An 18,599-nucleotide genomic window follows, 5' to 3' on the forward strand; every position below is an offset into this window, starting at 1 on the left:
CTCTGCTGCCCCTTCAAACTCAAGATTTCAATGCTTCGGCAAGTTTCGCGATTTTGCCGCGAATCGAGCCATCGATAACCAGGTCGCCGGCGCGGATAACGACACCACCTATTAGGGCAGCATCCTCCGCAACTTGCAGGCGCACTTCCCGGTTGAGTCGTGCACTGAGAACCTTGGCGAGTTTGTCTTGCTGTTCTTGGTTCAATGCAAAAGCACTGGTCACTTCAACGTCTACCGATTTCTCTTGTTCAGCCTTGTACAGGTCGAAAAGAGCGGCGATCTCCGGCAGAAGCGGGAGACGGTCGTTTTCGGCAACGACATTGATGAAGTTCTGTGCCTTGGCATCAAACTTGTCGCCGCACACGTCAATAAACGTGGCGGCCTTTTCTGCGCTCGTCAGTCGCGGGGCCTTGAGCACGCGCTGCATGGTGTCGTCTTGCGACACCGCTGCAGCCAGGCCGAGCATGGCTGACCAATTGGCCAGTTGCTGGTGGGCCTGAGCGTGCTCGAAGGCCGCCTTAGCGTAAGGTCGGGCCAACGTGGTCAGTTCTGCCATGATCGCCCTCGCTTAGATTTCAGCAGCCAGTTGGTTAACCAGCTCTGCGTGCGCGTTTTGATCGATTGTGGCACCCAGGATCTTCTCGGCGCCGCCGACAGCCAGCATGCCCACTTGGGCGCGCAGTTTGTCTTTGACACTGTTCAGTTCCTGTTCGATCTCGGCTTGAGCCTGAACCTTCACACGGTCAGCGTCGACACGGGCCTTTTCAACGGCCTCTTCGACAATCTGGTTACCGCGTTTCTTGGCTTGCTCGATGATTTCAGCTGCCTGAGCTTTCGCTTCGCGCAGTTGCTGACCCGCTTTTTCTTGGGCCAACTCCAGGTCGCGAGCTGCTCGGCTGGCAGCGTCCAGGCCATCAGCGATCTTCTTTTGACGTTCGTGCAGTGCCGTAATGACCGGAGGCCATACAAACTTCATGCAGAACAGTACAAAAATCAGGAACGCAACGGACTGGCCAATCAGGGTCGCATTAATGTTCACGCCAACACCTCGCAGTTACGTTGTCCATCACATCAAATTACTCGGAAGAATCCGGGTAATTAGCCAGCGATCTGACCAACGAACGGGTTCGCAAAGGTGAAGAACAGAGCGATACCAACACCGATCATGGTTACGGCGTCGAGCAGACCGGCAACGATGAACATTTTAACTTGCAGCATTGGAACCATTTCTGGCTGACGCGCTGCGCCTTCCAGGAACTTGCCGCCCAGCAGGCCGAAACCAATTGCGGTACCCAGTGCGCCCAGGCCGATCAACAGTGCAACAGCGATAGCGGTTAGACCAACTACAGTTTCCATCTTTCCTCCCGACTTTTACGTCGTATGGTTTAGGTTTTTTAGATTAAAGCGGTAAAACAAATCGTTTCAGGTGCCCTGTGAAGAGCCCCTTCCCGTATTACCGGGAAGGACATCAGACTAGTCGAGACTGGCCTTAATGGTTTTCTTCGTGCGCCATCGACAGGTAGACGATGGTCAGCATCATGAAGATGAACGCCTGCAGGGTGATGATCAGGATGTGGAACACCGCCCACGCCCACTGCAGAACAACGCCCAGGCCGCTCAGCCAGAGCAGGCCGCTGCCGAACATCACAGCGATCAGAATGAACACCAGCTCACCGGCATACATGTTGCCGAACAGACGCAGAGCCAGAGAGATCGGTTTGGCGATAAGGGTCACGAACTCCAGCAGGAAGTTCACCGGAATCAGCAGCGCCTGAACGAAGATGTTCTTGCTACCGAACGGGTGCAAGGTGAGTTCGCCGATGAAGCCGCCGAAGCCCTTGATCTTGATGCTGTAGAAAATGATCAGTGCGAACACCGAGAACGCCATGCCCAGCGTCGCGTTCGGGTCGGTCGTCGACACGGCACGGAACGGGATGTGGTGGTCGCCGGTGATCAGGATGGCCAACTGAGGAATCCAGTCGACCGGTACCAGGTCGACGGCGTTCATCAGGAACACCCAGACGAAGATGGTCAGTGCCAGCGGTGCAATCACCGGGCTACGGCCATGGAAGCTGTCTTTCACGCTGCCATCGACGAATTCGACCAATACTTCAACGAAGTTCTGCAAAGCACCTGGCTGACCCGAAGTCGCCTTCTTTGCCGCCATGCGGAAAAGAAGAACGAAGATCAGACCCAGCGCGACCGACCAGCCGAGGGTATCGACGTGGAAAGCCCAAAAGCCCATTTCTTTGGCTTCTGCTGCGGTGTGAGCAAAGCCCCAGCCGCCGTTGGGTAGCTGACCGAAGGTCAGGTTCTGCAAGTGGTGCTGGATATAGCCCGAAGCGGTTGTCTCTGCCATGGTTGCCTCAAACGCCCTAAGGTCTCGAAAGTCTTGTTCTCATCAGCAGGGGAGCGAACCAGCTGACCGACTGAGTCAGCACGAACACGCCGAATACTGCTACCGGCGCCAGTGGCTTCACACCTGCAAACACCAGTGCAAAGAGCACTGCCGTCAAAATAAGTTTGCCTGCCTCGCCGGCATAAAAAGACCGGACGATGGACTGGGCTGCTCGGGCGCCGGAAAACCGAAATGCCTTGTGAGCGAAATAAACATTGGGCAGCAAGGCTATCAGGCCTCCGCAAAGTCCCGAGTATCCGGCAACGACTCCGTGCCATTGCCAGAGCGCCAAAGCGCCAACGAGCAAAATGACAAATTGAGCCATCAACACCGGAAAAACCGCCAGGCGATGGAACGGCAGGCGGTTTGGCTTGCGGGTTTCCATCACGATTGCTCTCCAATGGTCGGCTGCCGAAATTCAATAACTTGGCATAATTTGTGCCGACAAAATGCGCGCAGAGTATAGGGGCGGTTCTGCCCCTATTCAACTGTCAGGTAGTGATTTCCGACTGCTCGCTACATGAGGAAATGTTTCAGCGGATGTGTGCGAGCACACCTTGAAGCTCATCGAGGGAGTTGTAACCAATCACCAACTGCCCTTTCCCCTTCTTGCCGTGGCGAATCTGCACCGCAGAGCCTAGGCGCTCGGCCAGACGCTGTTCGAGGCGGGCGATATCCGGGTCGGGTTTGCTGGCTTCCACAGGCTCCGGTTTACCACTCAACCATTGGCGAACCAGCGCCTCGGTTTGGCGCACGGTGAGGCCGCGTGCGACAACATGTCGCGCCCCCTCCACCTGCTGATTGTCCGGCAGACCGAGCAAAGCACGGGCATGACCCATTTCAAGGTCACCGTGGGACAACATGGTCTTAATGACTTCCGGCAGTGCAATAAGTCGCAACAGGTTAGCCACAGTGACGCGAGACTTACCCACAGCCTCGGCGACTTGCTGCTGAGTCAGCTGGAATTCCTGCTGCAACCGTTGCAACGCGACCGCTTCCTCGATCGGATTGAGATCTTCACGCTGAATGTTCTCGATCAGCGCTATGGCGATCGCGGTTTCATCCGGTACGTCGCGAACCATCGCCGGGATGGTTTCCTGCCCGGCCTGCTGACTGGCGCGCCAGCGGCGTTCACCGGCGATGATTTCAAAGCGGCCGCCACCAATCGGACGAACCACGATCGGCTGCATCACGCCCTGTGCCTTGATCGACTGTGCCAACTCTTCGAGCGCCTGCGGGTCCATATCCCGGCGTGGCTGATACTTGCCACGCTGCAGCAGGTCCAGTGGCAGGTGCTGCAGTTCACGGGTATCCGCTTGCGCCGCTTGTTCTTCCAGCGCACCGACAGTCGGACCACTCAGCAGTGCATCCAGTCCACGTCCGAGACCTCGTTTCTTGACGGCCATGGGGATTCCTTAAGTTGCCTGAGCAGCGGCGATACGTGAATTTTTGCGCTGACGGCGAACCATTTCGCCCGCCAATGCCAGATAAGCCAATGCGCCGCGCGATTGCTTGTCGTAGGCCAGCGCCGGCATGCCGTAACTTGGCGCTTCAGCCAGACGAATGTTACGCGGGATCACCGTGTCGTAGAGTTGATCGCCGAAGTGCTCTTTGAGCTGCGCCGAAACGTCGTTCATCAGGCTCAGGCGCGGGTCGTACATGGTCCGCAGCAGGCCTTCGACTTTCAGGTTGGGATTGAGCAGTTCAGCGATGCGCTTGATGTTATCCACAAGGTCGCTCAAACCTTCCAGCGCAAAGTACTCGCACTGCATGGGGATAATCACGCCATCAGCAGCCACCAATGCGTTCAGTGTGAGCATCGACAGGGACGGCGGGCAGTCGATCAGAATGTAATCGTAGTTTTCACGGATCGGCGCCAGCGCGCTGCGCAGGCGGCTTTCCTTCATCTGCATTTCCAGCAGAACCACTTCAGCCGCGGTCAGGTCGCGGTTGGCCGGCAGCAGTTGATAACCGCCATGCTCGGAGTAGTGCATGGCCTGAGTCAGATCGCATTCGCCGATCAGCAGGTCATAGACCGAGTTTTCCAGGCCATGTTTATCCACACCGCTACCCATGGTGGCGTTGCCCTGTGGATCGAGATCGATCAACAGCACCCGGCGCTTGGTTGCGACCAGGGATGCTGCGAGGTTGATGCAGGTGGTGGTCTTGCCCACACCACCCTTCTGGTTCGCTATCGCGAATACCTTAGCCATTCTTGCTTGTGTTCCCAATCATGCCGTGCGGCGCAGTATCAGCAGATGGCGTTGGCCTTGGCAACCGGGTACGGCCAAGGCGTGTTCGCTATCGAGTTTGAAGTCTGCCGGCAATGCTACCAGCTCATCGGCCGGATGAACGCCCTTCATTGCCAGCCAGCGTGTATCCGCGTCGCCCAGATGGCGAGTCCAGTTGGTGAAGTTCTCCATGCTGCTGAACGCCCGGGAAATAATTCCGTTGAAGGGTTGTGCTGGCTGCAGAGCTTCGACACGACTGTGGATAACTTGGAGGTTATCCAGTTTCAATTCGAGTTTGACCTGGGTCAGGAAGCGGGTTTTCTTGCCGTTGCTGTCCAGACAGGTCACTTGCGAGTCTGGATACAGGATCGCCAACGGGATGCCCGGCATGCCGCCACCACTGCCAACATCGAGCCAGCGGCCGTTTTCGATGAACGACATCACACTCAGACTATCGAGCAGGTGGCGAGAAACCATTTCGTCAGGATCGCGAACAGCCGTGAGGTTGTAGGCCTGGTTCCACTTGATCAACAGTGCCAGATAACCCAGCAGCAATTCATGCTGGGTTTCACTGAGATTGACACCGAGCTCGCGGGCTCCTGTGGATAACTCTTCAGCGTGTTGCGAAGTGACCTTAGAACTCAAGCGCTTTGCTCCAACTGACGGCCCGCGCCGCGTTTTTTCAAATGAATCATCAACAGCGAAATCGCTGCCGGGGTCACGCCAGGGATACGCGAAGCCTGCCCAAGCGTCTCTGGACGGGTCGCGCCGAGCTTGCTCTGGATCTCCTTGGAGAGACCGGAAATGTTGGTGTAATCGATATCCACAGGCAGCTTCGTGTCTTCACTGGCGCGCAGACGGGCGATTTCGTCCTGTTGACGATCGATGTAACCGGCGTATTTGGTCTTGATTTCAACCTGTTCGGCAACCTGGGGGTCTTCGGCACCGTTGCCGGTCACTTCGACCAGACCAGCGTAGTCGATTTCCGGACGACTCAAGAGGTTGAGCAAGTTGTATTCGTGGGTCAGCGGTGTGCCGAATTTTTCCGCAATCGCATCGCCTTGCGGTGTACCCGGGCGAACCCAGGTGCTTTTCAGGCGCTGCTCTTCGAGTTCGATGCTTTCGCGTTTCTTGCAGAAGGCCGCCCAACGCGCGTCATCGACCAGACCCAGCTCGCGACCTTTTTCGGTCAGACGCAGGTCGGCATTGTCCTCGCGCAGGATCAGGCGGTACTCGGCCCGGGAAGTGAACATGCGGTACGGCTCTTGTGTGCCGAGGGTGATCAGGTCGTCGACCAACACGCCGATGTACGCTTCATCACGGCGCGGGCACCAGGCTTCTTTGCCTTTGGCACGCAAAGCGGCGTTGGCACCGGCAAGCAAACCTTGCGCACCGGCTTCTTCGTAACCGGTCGTGCCGTTGATTTGCCCGGCGAAGAACAGACCGCCGATGACTTTGGTTTCCAGGCTGTACTTCAGATCCCGCGGGTCGAAGTAGTCGTACTCGATCGCATAACCCGGACGCACGATGTGCGCGTTTTCCATGCCGCGGATCGATTGCACGATCTGCAATTGCACGTCGAACGGCAAGCTTGTGGATATCCCGTTCGGATACAGCTCATGGGTGGTCAAACCTTCCGGTTCGATAAACACCTGATGGCTTTCCTTGTCGGCAAAGCGGTGGATCTTGTCTTCGATCGACGGGCAATAACGCGGGCCGATGCCTTCGATTTCACCGGCAGCGGAATACATCGGCGAACGGTCGAGGTTCGCGGCAATGATTTCGTGGGTGCGGGCGTTAGTGTGAGTAATCCAGCAGCTCACTTGGCGTGGATGCTGTTCTTTGTTGCCCATGAACGACATCACAGGGATCGGCGTATCCCCTGGCTGCTCGGTCATCACCGAGAAATCCACAGACTTGCCGTCGATACGCGGTGGCGTACCGGTTTTCAAACGACCGACACGCAGTGGCAGTTCACGCAGACGGTGAGCCAGCGCGATGGACGGTGGATCACCGGCACGGCCGCCGGAAAAATTCTGCAACCCGATGTGGATAAGTCCGCCGAGGAATGTTCCGGTGGTCAACACCACGGAGTCTGCGAAGAAACGCAGACCCATTTGCGTAACAACACCGCGCACTTGTTCCTGCTCAACGATCAGGTCGTCGGCAGCCTGTTGAAATATCCACAGGTTCGGCTGGTTTTCCAGAATTTCGCGGACAGCGGCTTTGTAAAGAATGCGGTCCGCTTGTGCACGGGTTGCGCGTACGGCCGGGCCTTTACGGCTGTTCAAAACGCGAAACTGGATGCCGCCTTTATCGGTAGCCATGGCCATCGCACCGCCGAGGGCGTCGATTTCCTTGACCAGATGGCTTTTGCCAATGCCACCGATAGCCGGGTTGCAACTCATGGCGCCGAGGGTTTCCACGTTATGCGTCAGCAACAGGGTTTTTGCCCCCATACGTGCTGAGGCCAGTGCTGCCTCGGTACCGGCATGACCGCCGCCGATGACGATCACTTCAAAACGGGAAGGGAAATCCACCACGCACCTCGTGCCTGCTTAAGTAGGTCATTCAGGAAAAGTTTGAGATCAGGTTTTTGGACCTGGTCGGCAAGTATAGGGACTTCGCCCTTCCTAAAGAACCCTTTGCACAAAATTTAACCAGCGGTGGAGAACTCGAGGTTAAAAGAATAAAAAAGAAAGAAATTTATAAAACCTTTGTTTTTATGTTTATTCTTACTGACCCGCCTTTCTGTGGATAAATCTCTACAGCCCTTTATATTCAATGTGTACAGAGATTCAAAACCCTGTGCCCATGTACCAATGAGATCCTTGGATAACCGGTGTAAGCCTGTGGATGAAAGGGGTTGTTATCCACAGGGTGGGTTATATCCAGTTTTTTGGCCCTGTTATCAACTGACCTCAGAGGCAGTTATTCACAGGGCTTAATCCACAGAAATCTGTTGAATGAGCGCGAGTCGGGTACAGGGAGTCCGCTCAGGAAGAACACATCTGCCCGGCACTCAAGGAAGGATTTATAAAAAGAGGGAGTCAGACAGGCCGCGATTGGGCCTGTCTGTGAACAGCAGGAGGACTATTTTCCGATGCAGAAGCTGGAAAATATCCGTCCGAGCAGATCATCGGAGCTGAATGCTCCAGTGATTTCACCCAGCGAGTGCTGGGCCTGACGTAAATCTTCAGCCAACAGCTCGCCAGCGCCAGCCAAGGTTAATTGCGCACGACCGTGTTCAAGGGCCGCACTGGCATGGCGTAACGCTTCCAGGTGTCGCCGGCGGGCACTGAAACTGCTTTCCGAGGTTTGTTCGTAACCCATGCAGGCCTTGAGATGTTCGCGCAGCAATTCCAGGCCTTCGCCCGCCGATTTGGCGCTCAGGCTGATAGTCACATGGCCGTCATCGCTGACTTCCAGAACAATCGCTTCACCGGTCAGGTCTGCCTTGTTACGGATCAGGGTAACTTTGGCGGGATCGGGACGGATTTCGAGGAATTCGGGCCACAAGGCGAACGGATCCAGCGCTTCTGGAGCTGTCGCATCGACTACCAGCAGCACACGATCGGCTTCACCAATGGCTTTCAAAGCGCGCTCGACTCCGATTTTCTCCACCTGGTCGTCGGTATCACGCAGACCGGCGGTATCCACAACGTGCAGCGGCATGCCATCGATGTGGATGTGTTCGCGCAAGATGTCTCGGGTGGTACCGGCAATCTCGGTCACGATCGCGGCTTCGCGCCCGGCCAATGCATTCAGCAGGCTCGACTTGCCGGCATTCGGCCGTCCAGCGATCACCACCGTCATGCCGTCACGCAGCAAGGCACCCTGGCCGGCTTCGCACAGCACTGTGGATAATTCATCACGCACCTTGTCGAGCATGCTCAGCACATGGCCATCGGCGAGGAAGTCGATTTCTTCTTCCGGGAAGTCGATGGCAGCTTCGACGTAGATGCGTAGACCGATCAACTGTTCGGTGAGGTTATGCACACGTTGGGAAAACGCACCCTGCAAGGAACGCAGCGCGTTACGCGCTGCCTGTGCAGAACTGGCTTCGATCAGGTCCGCGATGGCCTCGGCCTGGGCCAGGTCGAGTTTGTCATTGAGGAACGCTCGCTCACTGAATTCCCCCGGGCGAGCCAAACGGCAACCCAGTTCGAGACATCGTTTGAGCAGCATATCGAGTACGATCGGGCCGCCATGGCCCTGCAATTCCAGTACGTCTTCACCGGTGAACGAGTTAGGCCCAGGGAAGTACAACGCCAGGCCTTCGTCCAACACCTGCTGATCGTCGCTGTAAAACGGTCCGTAATGGGCGTAACGCGGTTTCAGTTCTCGGCCGCTGATGGCTTTGGCTGCAACACTGGCCAACGGCCCGGAAATACGGACGATGCCCACACCGCCACGACCTTGAGCGGTGGCAACGGCTGCAATGGTTTCACGAGGTGTGCTCATAAACCGGAATCCAGACAAAAGTGACAGATAGCAAAACGCCCCACTAGGGGGCGTTTTGAGTGGTGTTATCCACAGAGCAAGTTACGCCTCGGCTTTTTTCGTCGCCGCTTCGATCTTACGCGTGATGTACCACTGCTGGGTAATCGACAGGCAGTTGTTCACAACCCAGTACAGCACCAGACCAGCCGGGAACCACAGGAAGAAGAAGGTGAAGATGATTGGCATCATTTTCATGACCTTCGCCTGCATCGGATCCGGAGGAGTCGGGTTCAACTGCTGCTGGATGAACATGGTTGCACCCATGATGATCGGCAGAATGAAAAACGGATCCTTGATCGACAGGTCAGTGATCCACAGCATGAATGGCGCTTGGCGCATTTCCACGCTTTCCAGCAGAACCCAGTACAGCGAAAGGAAAACCGGCATCTGCACAAGGATCGGCAAGCAGCCGCCCAGTGGATTGATCTTCTCTTTCTTGTACAGCTCCATCATGGCTTGCGACATTTTCTGCCGGTCATCGCCATGTTGTTCTTTCAGTGCAGCCAGTTTCGGCGCAACGGCACGCATGCGCGCCATCGATTTGTAGCTGGCAGCCGACAGAGGGAAGAAAAGCCCTTTGATCAGCATGGTCAGGAAGATGATCGACCAGCCCCAGTTACCGACAATCGCGTGGATATGTTGCAGCAGCCAGAAGATTGGCTGGGCAATGAACCAGAGGATGCCATAGTCGACGGTCAGTTCCAGGCCTGGGGACAACTGTTTAAGCACTGCCTGGCTTTTCGGACCTGCGTACAGAACAGCACTGGTTTCAACTTTGGCACCCGGGGCAGCGGTCAGTGTAGGACCGGTGTAACCGATGATGTAGTTGCCTTTGCTGTCTTTACGGGTCTGGACGATGTTGTTTTCGCCCTTGGCCGGAATCCATGCAGTCACGAAGTAGTGTTGCAGCCAGGCTACCCAACCACCGGTGACAGTTTCTTTGAGTTGGCCCTTGTCCATGTCCTTCATGGACACTTTCTTGTACGGCTCCGAACTTGTCCACAGGGCGGCGCCCAGGTAAGTCGCGGTACCGGTGGCAGTAGTGGACGAAGGATCGGCGCTGTTATCGCGCTTCAACTGGGCGAACATCGCGCCGTTCCAGGGCTGAGCGCTCTGGTTATCCACAATGTAGGAAACGGCTACGTCATACAGGCCACGTTTCAAGGTGAAACGCTTGATGTAATTGACGCCGTCCTTGCTGAACTTCAGGTCTACGACCAGTTGGTCCTGACCGTCAGCCAGTTGATAAGTCTTCTTCTCCGAGGAGTAGACCGGGCGACCTGCCGGATTGGCGTCCGGACCGTTGGTGCCGATCAGACCGCTTTGCGCCAGATAAACACGCTCGCCGCCGTTATCGAACAGCTGGAAAGGAACGTCCGGACGATCCTGACGACGTGGATACAGAGGCAAGGTCAGTTGAGCAACGTCACCACCTTGTGGATCGATCGCAAGATCGAGGACGTCGGTTTTGATCTGGATCAGATCCTTGCTGGCGGCTACCGGTGTTTCGGCAGGTGCGCTGGTATCGCTTGCGGCACGCGGAATATCGTCACTGGCTTCAGCATTATTGCCAGTGGCGGTGTCCGGCAAACCGGATGTAGTCGTACTGGAAGCAACATTCTGAGTCGGCAGGGCAGCTTGGCCATAGTCCTGGTTCCATTTAAGAACCATAACGTAGGCCACGATTGCCAGGGCGACGATCAGGATCGTGCGTTTGATATCCATGATTACTCGGCCATCGAAGAAGAACGGGAGGTAGGGATAGGTGGAACCGGGTCATAACCACCGGGATTCCACGGATGACAGCGACCTAAACGACGAAAGGTCAGCCAGCCACCGCGCAGAAGGCCATGATTTTCAATGGCTTCATACGCGTAGCAGGAACAACTGGGGTAGAAGCGACAGTGACTGGCCATCAGAGGACTAATGGCATAGCGATAAAACTGGATCGGAACGAGGGCCAGTTTACGCATCTGAACTGTCTACCCCTACAGTTTCGGTTTTGACTGCTGGAACTGGCTTGTTACGTGCCAAACGCTTCCAGAGCTTGCCGAAATGCTGAATCAATTCGGGGTTTTCTACATCACCTAAACCTTTGCGCGCGACGATAACGATATCCCAACCAACCAGTGAATCCTGGTGAAGACGGAACGATTCGCGCATCAAACGTTTGAGGCGATTGCGCTCAACGGAGAGCTTTACGCTCTTTTTCCCGATAACCAGCCCTAGACGGGGGTGATCAAGATCGTTGTTGCGTGCAAGGAGCAGGAGATTTTTCCCCGGAACCTTGCCGGTAGGGGAGTCAAAGACTGCCTTGAAATGCCGGGCGGTAAGCAGACGCTTTTCCCGACTGAAGTCCTGACTCACCTCCAGTGCCGGATTATCAAACTGCCAGACGCGCACGACCTTTGGCGCGACGACGCGACAGGACGGCACGACCGTTTTTGGTAGCCATGCGAGCACGGAAACCGTGGGTACGAGCGCGTTTGATAGTGCTTGGTTGGAAAGTACGTTTCATGTCGTGTTACCTGGTTCGTCCACAACGGGCCGGAATGGCCCCCGTTTTAAGAGACCGGGGATTCTAGAGAAAGCAAGCCTTCAGGTCAATTTCCAACCAACGTTTCCTTATAAATAGATCACGAGGCGTTTTTGGCCGACACCCTGTTCGCCATACATAAAAATAAAGAAGGGAATTATTTAAAGCTTTTCTGTAAAGCTTATAAAAGCTAGACCCGGCCCTGACTGTGGATAACTGCTTTCAGCCCTTGTTTTGCTTCGTGTACAGCCAATGACAACTACAGTGGAAAACGGTGTTCAGCCTGTGCTGCGCTGTCGGATAAGCTGTGTGTGGAATGGGCAGTTATCCACAGCCTGGTTGTCCACCGAGTTCAACCCCCACTTGTCCAGTGACCTTAGAGGCGGTTATCCACAGAGCTTATTCACACACCGTTGGTCGCCTTTTTTCCAGTTAACGCATTGATAAATCATGTTCACCGGGCAACCTGCATGTGGATAAGTAAACGGCTCGCCGCTACAATGGCCGCTTGTTTTTGCCTCACCGGCTTTCAACTTAGGGGATATCCGTGTCAGTGGAACTTTGGCAGCAGTGCGTGGAGCTTTTGCGCGAGGAGCTGCCGGCCCAACAATTCAACACCTGGATCCGTCCACTACAGGTCGAAGCCGAAGGCGACGAGTTGCGCGTTTACGCACCGAACCGTTTTGTCCTGGACTGGGTCAACGAAAAGTACCTGGGGCGCGTCCTTGAACTGCTCGATGAGCACGGCAACGGCATGGCGCCAGCGTTGTCCTTATTAATAGGCAGCAAACGCAGTTCGGCACCTCGTGCAGCACCCAATGCTCCGTTGGCCGCCGCGCAAGCTTCCCAGGCCCAGGCAAATGCCGCGCCTGCCAGCACGCCAGCGCCCGCCCCGACGCCAGCGGCGGCCAAGCGTTCTACGCAGAAAACCGCCGAAGTCAGTGAAGAGCCGTCCCGCGACAGCTTCGATCCGATGGCCGGTGCCGCGTCGCAGCAAGCCCCGGTTCGCGCCGAACAGCGCACCGTGCAGGTCGAGGGTGCGCTCAAGCACACCAGTTATCTGAACCGCACGTTCACCTTCGAGAACTTCGTCGAAGGCAAGTCCAACCAACTCGCCCGAGCGGCAGCCTGGCAAGTGGCAGACAACCCCAAGCATGGCTACAACCCGCTGTTCCTTTATGGTGGAGTGGGTCTGGGTAAAACCCACTTGATGCACGCGGTGGGTAACCATCTATTAAAGAAGAATCCGAATGCCAAGGTCGTGTACCTGCATTCAGAGCGTTTCGTGGCCGACATGGTCAAGGCACTGCAACTGAACGCGATCAACGAATTCAAGCGTTTCTACCGTTCGGTGGACGCTTTGCTGATCGACGATATTCAGTTTTTCGCCCGCAAAGAGCGCTCGCAGGAAGAGTTTTTCCACACTTTCAACGCCCTGCTTGAAGGTGGCCAACAGGTCATTCTCACCAGTGACCGCTACCCGAAAGAAATCGAAGGCCTTGAAGAACGCCTCAAATCCCGATTCGGGTGGGGGCTGACGGTTGCCGTCGAGCCGCCGGAACTGGAAACCCGTGTAGCGATCTTGATGAAAAAGGCCGACCAGGCCAAAGTCGAGTTGCCTCACGACGCAGCGTTCTTCATCGCCCAGCGAATTCGCTCCAACGTCCGCGAGCTGGAAGGTGCGCTGAAACGCGTAATCGCCCACTCGCACTTCATGGGCCGCGACATCACCATCGAGCTGATTCGCGAATCCCTGAAAGACCTATTGGCGTTGCAGGACAAACTGGTCTCTGTGGATAACATTCAGCGCACTGTCGCCGAATACTACAAGATCAAGATCTCCGACCTGCTGTCCAAGCGCCGTTCGCGCTCGGTGGCTCGTCCGCGTCAGGTGGCCATGGCATTGTCCAAGGAACTGACCAACCACAGCTTGCCGGAAATCGGCGATGTGTTTGGCGGTCGCGACCACACGACAGTTTTGCACGCCTGCCGCAAGATCAACGAACTTAAGGAATCCGACGCGGACATCCGCGAGGACTACAAGAACCTGCTGCGTACACTGACCACTTGATGAACACCAGCGCAGCTTATTAAGGCAAGGGACTAGACCATGCATTTCACCATTCAACGCGAAGCCCTGTTGAAACCCCTGCAACTGGTCGCAGGCGTCGTCGAGCGCCGACAGACCTTGCCGGTACTCTCCAACGTGCTGCTGGTTGTCGAAGGCCAGCAACTGTCGCTGACCGGTACCGATCTGGAGGTCGAGCTGGTTGGTCGCGTGCAACTTGAAGAACCGGCCGAGACAGGCTCCATCACCGTGCCTGCGCGCAAGCTGATGGACATCTGCAAAAGCCTGCCTAACGACGCGTTGATCGACATCAAGCTCGACGAGCAGAAGCTGGTGGTGAAGGCCGGTCGCAGCCGCTTCACCCTGTCGACCCTGCCAGCCAACGATTTCCCGACGGTTGAAGAGGGGCCGGGTTCGCTGACCTGCAGCCTTGAGCAAAGCAAACTGCGTCGTCTGATCGAACGCACCAGCTTCGCCATGGCCCAGCAGGATGTACGCTACTACCTCAACGGTATGTTGCTTGAAGTATCGGCCGGCGTAATCCGCGCGGTGGCTACCGACGGCCACCGTCTGGCAATGTGCTCGATGCAGGCCGATATCGGTCAGCCGGATCGCCACCAGGTGATCGTGCCGCGCAAAGGTATTCTCGAACTGGCGCGTCTGCTCACCGAGCCGGACGGCAACGTCAGCATCGTTCTTGGTCAGCACCACATCAGAGCCACTACCGGTGAATTCACCTTCACCTCGAAACTGGTCGACGGTAAGTTCCCGGACTACGAGCGTGTTCTGCCCAAGGGCGGCGACAAGCTAGTGTTGGGCGATCGTCAGGCGCTGCGTGAAGCGTTCAGCCGTACTGCGATTCTGTCCAACGAGAAGTACCGTGGTATCCGTCTGCAACTGGCCAGTGGTCAGTTGAAGATCCAGGCCAACAACCCGGAGCAGGAAGAAGCGGAAGAAGAAGTGGGCGTTGAGTACAACGGCGGCTCCCTGGAAATTGGCTTCAACGTGAGCTATCTGCTCGACGTGTTGGGCGTAATGACTACCGAGCAGGTTCGTCTGATCCTGTCCGACTCCAACAGCAGTGCGCTGGTGCAAGAGTCTGACAACGACGATTCGGCTTACGTTGTCATGCCGATGCGCCTGTAATCAGCTGACTCTGGATGTCCTTAAGTCGTGTTTCGGTCACCGCGGTGCGCAATCTACACCCGGTGACCTTCTCCCCGTCCCCCCGCATCAATATCCTTTACGGCGCCAACGGCAGCGGCAAAACCAGTGTTCTGGAAGCCATTCATCTGCTGGGGCTTGCCCGTTCGTTTCGTAGCACGAGGCTGCTGCCGGTCATCCAGTACGAACAACTCGCTTGCACCGTGTTCGGTCAGGTGGAACTGGCCGAAGGTGGGCACAGTGCTCTGGGGATATCCCGCGACCGTCAGGGCGAGTTTCAGATCCGCATCGACGGCCAGAACGCCCGTAGTGCCGCGCAACTTGCAGAAATACTGCCGCTCCAGTTGATTAACCCGGACAGCTTTCGCCTGCTCGAAGGCGCGCCCAAGATTCGCCGGCAGTTTCTCGATTGGGGCGTGTTCCACGTCGAGCCGCGCTTCATGGCCACCTGGCAGCGCTTGCAGAAGGCCCTGCGCCAGAGAAACTCTTGGCTGCGGCATGGTACACTTGACGCCGTTTCGCAAGCGGTTTGGGACAGGGAGCTGTGCCAGGCCAGCGCTGAAATAGATGAATACCGCCGCGCTTACATCAAAGCCTTGAAACCAGTCTTTGAACAAACCTTGAGTGAACTGGTTGAACTCGAGGGTTTGACGCTCAGCTATTACCGAGGCTGGGACAAAGACCGGGAGCTGAGTGCCGTACTTGCCGGATCCCTGCAACGGGATCAGCAAATGGGTCATACCCAGGCTGGACCACAACGGGCTGATTTGCGTCTTAGATTGGGCGCACACAACGCCGCGGACATTTTGTCCCGGGGTCAGCAGAAGTTGGTGGTCTGTGCATTGCGGATTGCCCAGGGGCACTTGGTTAGCCAGGCCCGCCGCGGCCAATGTATTTATCTGGTGGATGACTTGCCGTCCGAATTGGACGAGAACCACCGTCGCGCGTTGTGCCGTTTGCTGGAAGACTTACGCTGCCAGGTTTTTATCACCTGTGTAGATCATGAATTATTGAGGGAAGGCTGGCAGACGGAAACGCCAGTCGCCCTGTTCCACGTGGAACAGGGCCGTATCACCCAGACCCACGACCATCGGGAGTGAAGGCATTGAGCGAAGAAAATACGTACGACTCAACGAGCATTAAAGTGCTGAAAGGCCTGGATGCCGTACGCAAACGTCCCGGTATGTACATTGGTGACACCGACGATGGTAGCGGTCTGCACCATATGGTGTTCGAAGTGGTCGACAACTCGATCGACGAAGCCCTCGCCGGCCACTGCGATGACATCAGCATCATCATCCACCCGGATGAGTCCATCACCGTTAAAGATAACGGTCGTGGCATCCCGGTCGACGTGCACAAAGAGGAGGGCGTTTCCGCCGCAGAGGTCATCATGACCGTCCTCCATGCTGGCGGTAAGTTCGACGACAACTCCTACAAAGTATCCGGCGGTCTGCACGGTGTAGGTGTTTCGGTAGTGAACGCGCTGTCCGAGGAGCTGGTGCTGACTGTGCGTCGCAGCGGCAAGATCTGGGAACAGACCTACGTCCACGGCGTACCTCAGGCACCGATGGCCATCGTAGGCGACAGCGAGACCACCGGCACCCAGATCCACTTCAAGGCTTCCAGTGAAACCTTCAAAAACATTCACTTCAGCTGGGACATCCTGGCCAAGCGGATTCGCGAACTGTCTTTCCTCAACTCCGGTGTCGGCATCGTCCTCAAGGACGAGCGCAGCGGCAAGGAAGAACTGTTCAAGTACGAAGGCGGCCTGCGTGCGTTCGTTGAATACCTGAACACCAACAAGACTGCGGTCAACCAGGTGTTCCACTTCAACATTCAGCGTGAAGACGGCATTGGCGTGGAAATCGCCCTGCAGTGGAACGACAGCTTCAACGAGAACCTGTTGTGCTTCACAAACAACATTCCGCAACGCGACGGTGGTACTCACCTGGTGGGTTTCCGTTCCGCACTGACGCGTAACCTGAACAACTACATCGAGCAGGAAGGCCTGGCGAAGAAGCACAAAGTCGCCACCACCGGTGACGATGCCCGTGAAGGCCTGACCGCGATCATCTCGGTGAAGGTGCCGGATCCCAAGTTCAGCTCCCAGACCAAAGACAAGCTGGTTTCTTCGGAAGTGAAGACCGCGGTCGAACAGGAAATGGGCAAGTACTTCTCCGACTTCCTGCTAGAAAACCCGAACGAAGCCAAGCTTGTCGTCGGCAAGATGATCGACGCCGCCCGTGCTCGTGAAGCCGCGCGCAAGGCCCGTGAGATGACCCGCCGCAAAGGCGCGCTGGACATCGCCGGTTTGCCAGGCAAACTCGCGGACTGCCAGGAAAAAGACCCGGCGCTGTCCGAACTGTACCTTGTGGAAGGTGACTCTGCGGGCGGCTCTGCCAAGCAGGGACGTAACCGCAGGACTCAAGCCATCCTGCCGTTGAAGGGCAAGATCCTCAACGTCGAGAAAGCACGTTTCGACAAGATGATCTCTTCCCAGGAAGTGGGCACCCTGATCACCGCGCTGGGCTGCGGTATTGGTCGCGAAGAGTACAACATCGACAAGTTGCGCTATCACAACATCATCATCATGACCGATGCTGACGTCGACGGTTCGCACATTCGTACCCTGCTGCTGACCTTCTTCTTCCGTCAGTTGCCAGAACTGATTGAACGCGGCTATATCTACATCGCCCAACCGCCGCTGTACAAAGTCAAGAAAGGTAAGCAAGAGCAATACATCAAAGACGACGACGCCATGGAAGAGTACATGACGCAGTCGGCCCTGGAAGACGCGAGCCTGCACCTGAACGAAGATGCCCCGGGCATTTCTGGCGGAGCGCTGGAGCGTCTGGTCAATGACTTCCGCATGGTAATGAAGACCCTCAAGCGTCTGTCGCGCCTGTACCCACAGGAACTGACCGAGCACTTCATCTACCTGCCGGCCGTGAGCCTGGAAACGCTCGGCGACCACGCCGCGATGCAAGAGTGGCTGGCCCAGTACGAAGTCCGCCTGCGCACCAATGAGAAGTCCGGCCTGGTCTACAAGGCCAGCCTGCGTGAAGATCGTGAACGCGGCGTTTGGCTGCCAGAAGTCGAACTGATTTCCCACGGTCTGTCGAACTACGTCACATTCAACCGCGATTTCTTCGGCAGCAATGACTACAAAACCGTCGTCACCCTCGGCGCTCAGCTCAGCACTCTGCTCGACGAAGGCGCTTATATCCAGCGTGGCGAGCGAAAGAAAGCGGTTACCGAGTTCAAGGAAGCTTTGGACTGGCTGATGGCTGAAAGCACCAAGCGCCACACCATTCAGCGATACAAAGGTTTGGGCGAAATGAACCCGGATCAGCTGTGGGAAACCACCATGGACCCAAGCGTGCGTCGCATGCTCAAAGTTACCATCGAAGACGCCATTGGCGCAGACCAGATCTTCAACACCCTGATGGGTGATGCGGTCGAACCTCGCCGTGACTTCATCGAGAGTAATGCTTTGGCGGTTTCGAACCTGGACTTTTGATTTCGTGTTTGGCGCTTTTAACGGTTCGATCTTCTCGGTCGAAAGCGGAGAAAAAGAGGTGTTGACAGCAGCGTGTAACGCTGTAGAATTCGCCTCCCGCTGACGAGAGATCGAAGGCGCAAGTGGTTGAAGTTGTTGAAGAATTCTTCGAAAACTTCTGAAAATAACCACTTGAC

General features: G+C 56.3%; 18 protein-coding genes. 4 read left to right on the forward strand and 14 right to left on the reverse strand.

Going from position 1 to position 18,599, the window contains the following annotated elements; translation table 11 throughout:
• Nucleotides 1-19: 19 nt before the first annotated feature.
• From AACY50_RS09320 to rpmH, 14 genes are all read right to left on the reverse strand, one after another.
• Nucleotides 20-556 (reverse strand): F0F1 ATP synthase subunit delta, encoded by a 537-nt coding sequence (locus tag AACY50_RS09320; protein WP_007911956.1) that lies wholly within the window; start codon nucleotides 554-556, stop codon nucleotides 20-22.
• Between the two features lie 12 nt (nucleotides 557-568).
• Nucleotides 569-1,039 carry a F0F1 ATP synthase subunit B gene (locus tag AACY50_RS09325; RefSeq protein ID WP_221733261.1) on the reverse strand — a complete coding sequence of 157 codons (471 nt, stop codon included), beginning with the start codon at nucleotides 1,037-1,039 and terminating at the stop codon, nucleotides 569-571.
• A gap of 59 nt (nucleotides 1,040-1,098) precedes the next feature.
• Nucleotides 1,099-1,356 (reverse strand): F0F1 ATP synthase subunit C, encoded by a 258-nt coding sequence (gene atpE, locus AACY50_RS09330; protein ID WP_003097235.1) that lies wholly within the window; start codon nucleotides 1,354-1,356, stop codon nucleotides 1,099-1,101.
• Nucleotides 1,357-1,489: 133 nt separating this feature from the next.
• A complete protein-coding gene (gene atpB, locus AACY50_RS09335) occupies nucleotides 1,490-2,359 on the reverse strand; it encodes a F0F1 ATP synthase subunit A (RefSeq protein ID WP_339431432.1) in 870 nt (289 codons plus the stop codon).
• Nucleotides 2,360-2,375: 16 nt separating this feature from the next.
• The gene (locus AACY50_RS09340; RefSeq protein ID WP_339431431.1) at nucleotides 2,376-2,783 is read right to left on the reverse strand and encodes a F0F1 ATP synthase subunit I; all 408 of its coding nucleotides are present in this window, start codon (nucleotides 2,781-2,783) and stop codon (nucleotides 2,376-2,378) included.
• A gap of 148 nt (nucleotides 2,784-2,931) precedes the next feature.
• A complete protein-coding gene (locus AACY50_RS09345; RefSeq protein ID WP_221733259.1) occupies nucleotides 2,932-3,804 on the reverse strand; it encodes a ParB/RepB/Spo0J family partition protein in 873 nt (290 codons plus the stop codon).
• A gap of 9 nt (nucleotides 3,805-3,813) precedes the next feature.
• Complete coding sequence (locus AACY50_RS09350; RefSeq protein WP_221733258.1) at nucleotides 3,814-4,611, reverse strand: ParA family protein; 798 nt, start codon at nucleotides 4,609-4,611, stop codon at nucleotides 3,814-3,816.
• 18 nt (nucleotides 4,612-4,629) lie between these two features.
• Nucleotides 4,630-5,274 (reverse strand): 16S rRNA (guanine(527)-N(7))-methyltransferase RsmG, encoded by a 645-nt coding sequence (gene rsmG / locus AACY50_RS09355; protein ID WP_339431429.1) that lies wholly within the window; start codon nucleotides 5,272-5,274, stop codon nucleotides 4,630-4,632.
• A complete protein-coding gene (gene mnmG / locus AACY50_RS09360) occupies nucleotides 5,271-7,169 on the reverse strand; it encodes a tRNA uridine-5-carboxymethylaminomethyl(34) synthesis enzyme MnmG (protein WP_339538483.1) in 1,899 nt (632 codons plus the stop codon). The genes rsmG and mnmG overlap by 4 nt, the downstream gene beginning before the upstream one ends.
• A gap of 553 nt (nucleotides 7,170-7,722) precedes the next feature.
• Nucleotides 7,723-9,093: a tRNA uridine-5-carboxymethylaminomethyl(34) synthesis GTPase MnmE gene (mnmE, locus tag AACY50_RS09365; protein WP_339465114.1), complete on the reverse strand. Its 1,371-nt coding sequence runs from the start codon at nucleotides 9,091-9,093 to the stop codon at nucleotides 7,723-7,725.
• Between the two features lie 81 nt (nucleotides 9,094-9,174).
• Nucleotides 9,175-10,857, reverse strand: a complete 1,683-nt coding sequence (yidC, locus tag AACY50_RS09370; protein ID WP_339431426.1) for a membrane protein insertase YidC — start codon at nucleotides 10,855-10,857, stop codon at nucleotides 9,175-9,177.
• Nucleotides 10,858-10,859: 2 nt separating this feature from the next.
• A complete protein-coding gene (yidD, locus tag AACY50_RS09375) occupies nucleotides 10,860-11,105 on the reverse strand; it encodes a membrane protein insertion efficiency factor YidD (protein WP_010465488.1) in 246 nt (81 codons plus the stop codon).
• Nucleotides 11,098-11,499, reverse strand: a complete 402-nt coding sequence (gene rnpA / locus AACY50_RS09380) for a ribonuclease P protein component (protein ID WP_339431538.1) — start codon at nucleotides 11,497-11,499, stop codon at nucleotides 11,098-11,100. Before rnpA ends, yidD begins: the two co-directional genes overlap by 8 nt.
• Before the next feature lie 16 nt (nucleotides 11,500-11,515).
• Entirely contained in the window at nucleotides 11,516-11,650 is a 135-nt protein-coding gene (gene rpmH, locus AACY50_RS09385) for a 50S ribosomal protein L34 (protein WP_003213577.1), read from the reverse strand.
• Between the two features lie 565 nt (nucleotides 11,651-12,215).
• On the opposite strand from rpmH, the gene dnaA reads away from it, so the two are divergent.
• The 4 genes from dnaA to gyrB are packed head-to-tail and all read left to right on the forward strand — an operon-like array spanning nucleotide 12,216 to nucleotide 18,423.
• A complete protein-coding gene (gene dnaA / locus AACY50_RS09390) occupies nucleotides 12,216-13,739 on the forward strand; it encodes a chromosomal replication initiator protein DnaA (protein ID WP_339431425.1) in 1,524 nt (507 codons plus the stop codon).
• A 39-nt stretch (nucleotides 13,740-13,778) separates the two neighbouring features.
• Nucleotides 13,779-14,882, forward strand: coding sequence for a DNA polymerase III subunit beta (gene dnaN, locus AACY50_RS09395; RefSeq protein ID WP_221733252.1), 1,104 nt, complete (start codon nucleotides 13,779-13,781; stop codon nucleotides 14,880-14,882).
• 14 nt (nucleotides 14,883-14,896) lie between these two features.
• On the forward strand, nucleotides 14,897-16,000 hold the full coding sequence (recF, locus tag AACY50_RS09400) for a DNA replication/repair protein RecF (RefSeq protein ID WP_053125303.1): 1,104 nt from the start codon (nucleotides 14,897-14,899) through the stop codon (nucleotides 15,998-16,000).
• Between the two features lie 5 nt (nucleotides 16,001-16,005).
• Nucleotides 16,006-18,423, forward strand: a complete 2,418-nt coding sequence (gene gyrB, locus AACY50_RS09405) for a DNA topoisomerase (ATP-hydrolyzing) subunit B (RefSeq protein WP_339431423.1) — start codon at nucleotides 16,006-16,008, stop codon at nucleotides 18,421-18,423.
• Nucleotides 18,424-18,599 lie beyond the last annotated feature (176 nt).

The sequence above is a fragment of the Pseudomonas sp. RA_15y_Pfl2_54 genome, from assembly GCF_963971015.1.
Lineage (GTDB): Bacteria > Pseudomonadota > Gammaproteobacteria > Pseudomonadales > Pseudomonadaceae > Aquipseudomonas > Aquipseudomonas baetica_A.

What these genes read in the sequence shown, in the direction of transcription:
- AACY50_RS09320 (WP_007911956.1), bottom strand. Translation starts at nt 556, where the DNA reads ATGGCAGAACTGACCACGTTGGCCCGACCTTACGCTAAGGCGGCCTTC.
- atpE (WP_003097235.1), bottom strand. Translation starts at nt 1,356, where the DNA reads ATGGAAACTGTAGTTGGTCTAACCGCTATCGCTGTTGCACTGTTGATC.
- atpB (WP_339431432.1), bottom strand. Translation starts at nt 2,359, where the DNA reads ATGGCAGAGACAACCGCTTCGGGCTATATCCAGCACCACTTGCAGAAC.
- AACY50_RS09340 (WP_339431431.1), bottom strand. Translation starts at nt 2,783, where the DNA reads ATGGAAACCCGCAAGCCAAACCGCCTGCCGTTCCATCGCCTGGCGGTT.
- AACY50_RS09345 (WP_221733259.1), bottom strand. Translation starts at nt 3,804, where the DNA reads ATGGCCGTCAAGAAACGAGGTCTCGGACGTGGACTGGATGCACTGCTG.
- AACY50_RS09350 (WP_221733258.1), bottom strand. Translation starts at nt 4,611, where the DNA reads ATGGCTAAGGTATTCGCGATAGCGAACCAGAAGGGTGGTGTGGGCAAG.
- mnmE (WP_339465114.1), bottom strand. Translation starts at nt 9,093, where the DNA reads ATGAGCACACCTCGTGAAACCATTGCAGCCGTTGCCACCGCTCAAGGT.
- yidC (WP_339431426.1), bottom strand. Translation starts at nt 10,857, where the DNA reads ATGGATATCAAACGCACGATCCTGATCGTCGCCCTGGCAATCGTGGCC.
- yidD (WP_010465488.1), bottom strand. Translation starts at nt 11,105, where the DNA reads ATGCGTAAACTGGCCCTCGTTCCGATCCAGTTTTATCGCTATGCCATT.
- rpmH (WP_003213577.1), bottom strand. Translation starts at nt 11,650, where the DNA reads ATGAAACGTACTTTCCAACCAAGCACTATCAAACGCGCTCGTACCCAC.
- dnaN (WP_221733252.1), top strand. Translation starts at nt 13,779, where the DNA reads ATGCATTTCACCATTCAACGCGAAGCCCTGTTGAAACCCCTGCAACTG.
- recF (WP_053125303.1), top strand. Translation starts at nt 14,897, where the DNA reads ATGTCCTTAAGTCGTGTTTCGGTCACCGCGGTGCGCAATCTACACCCG.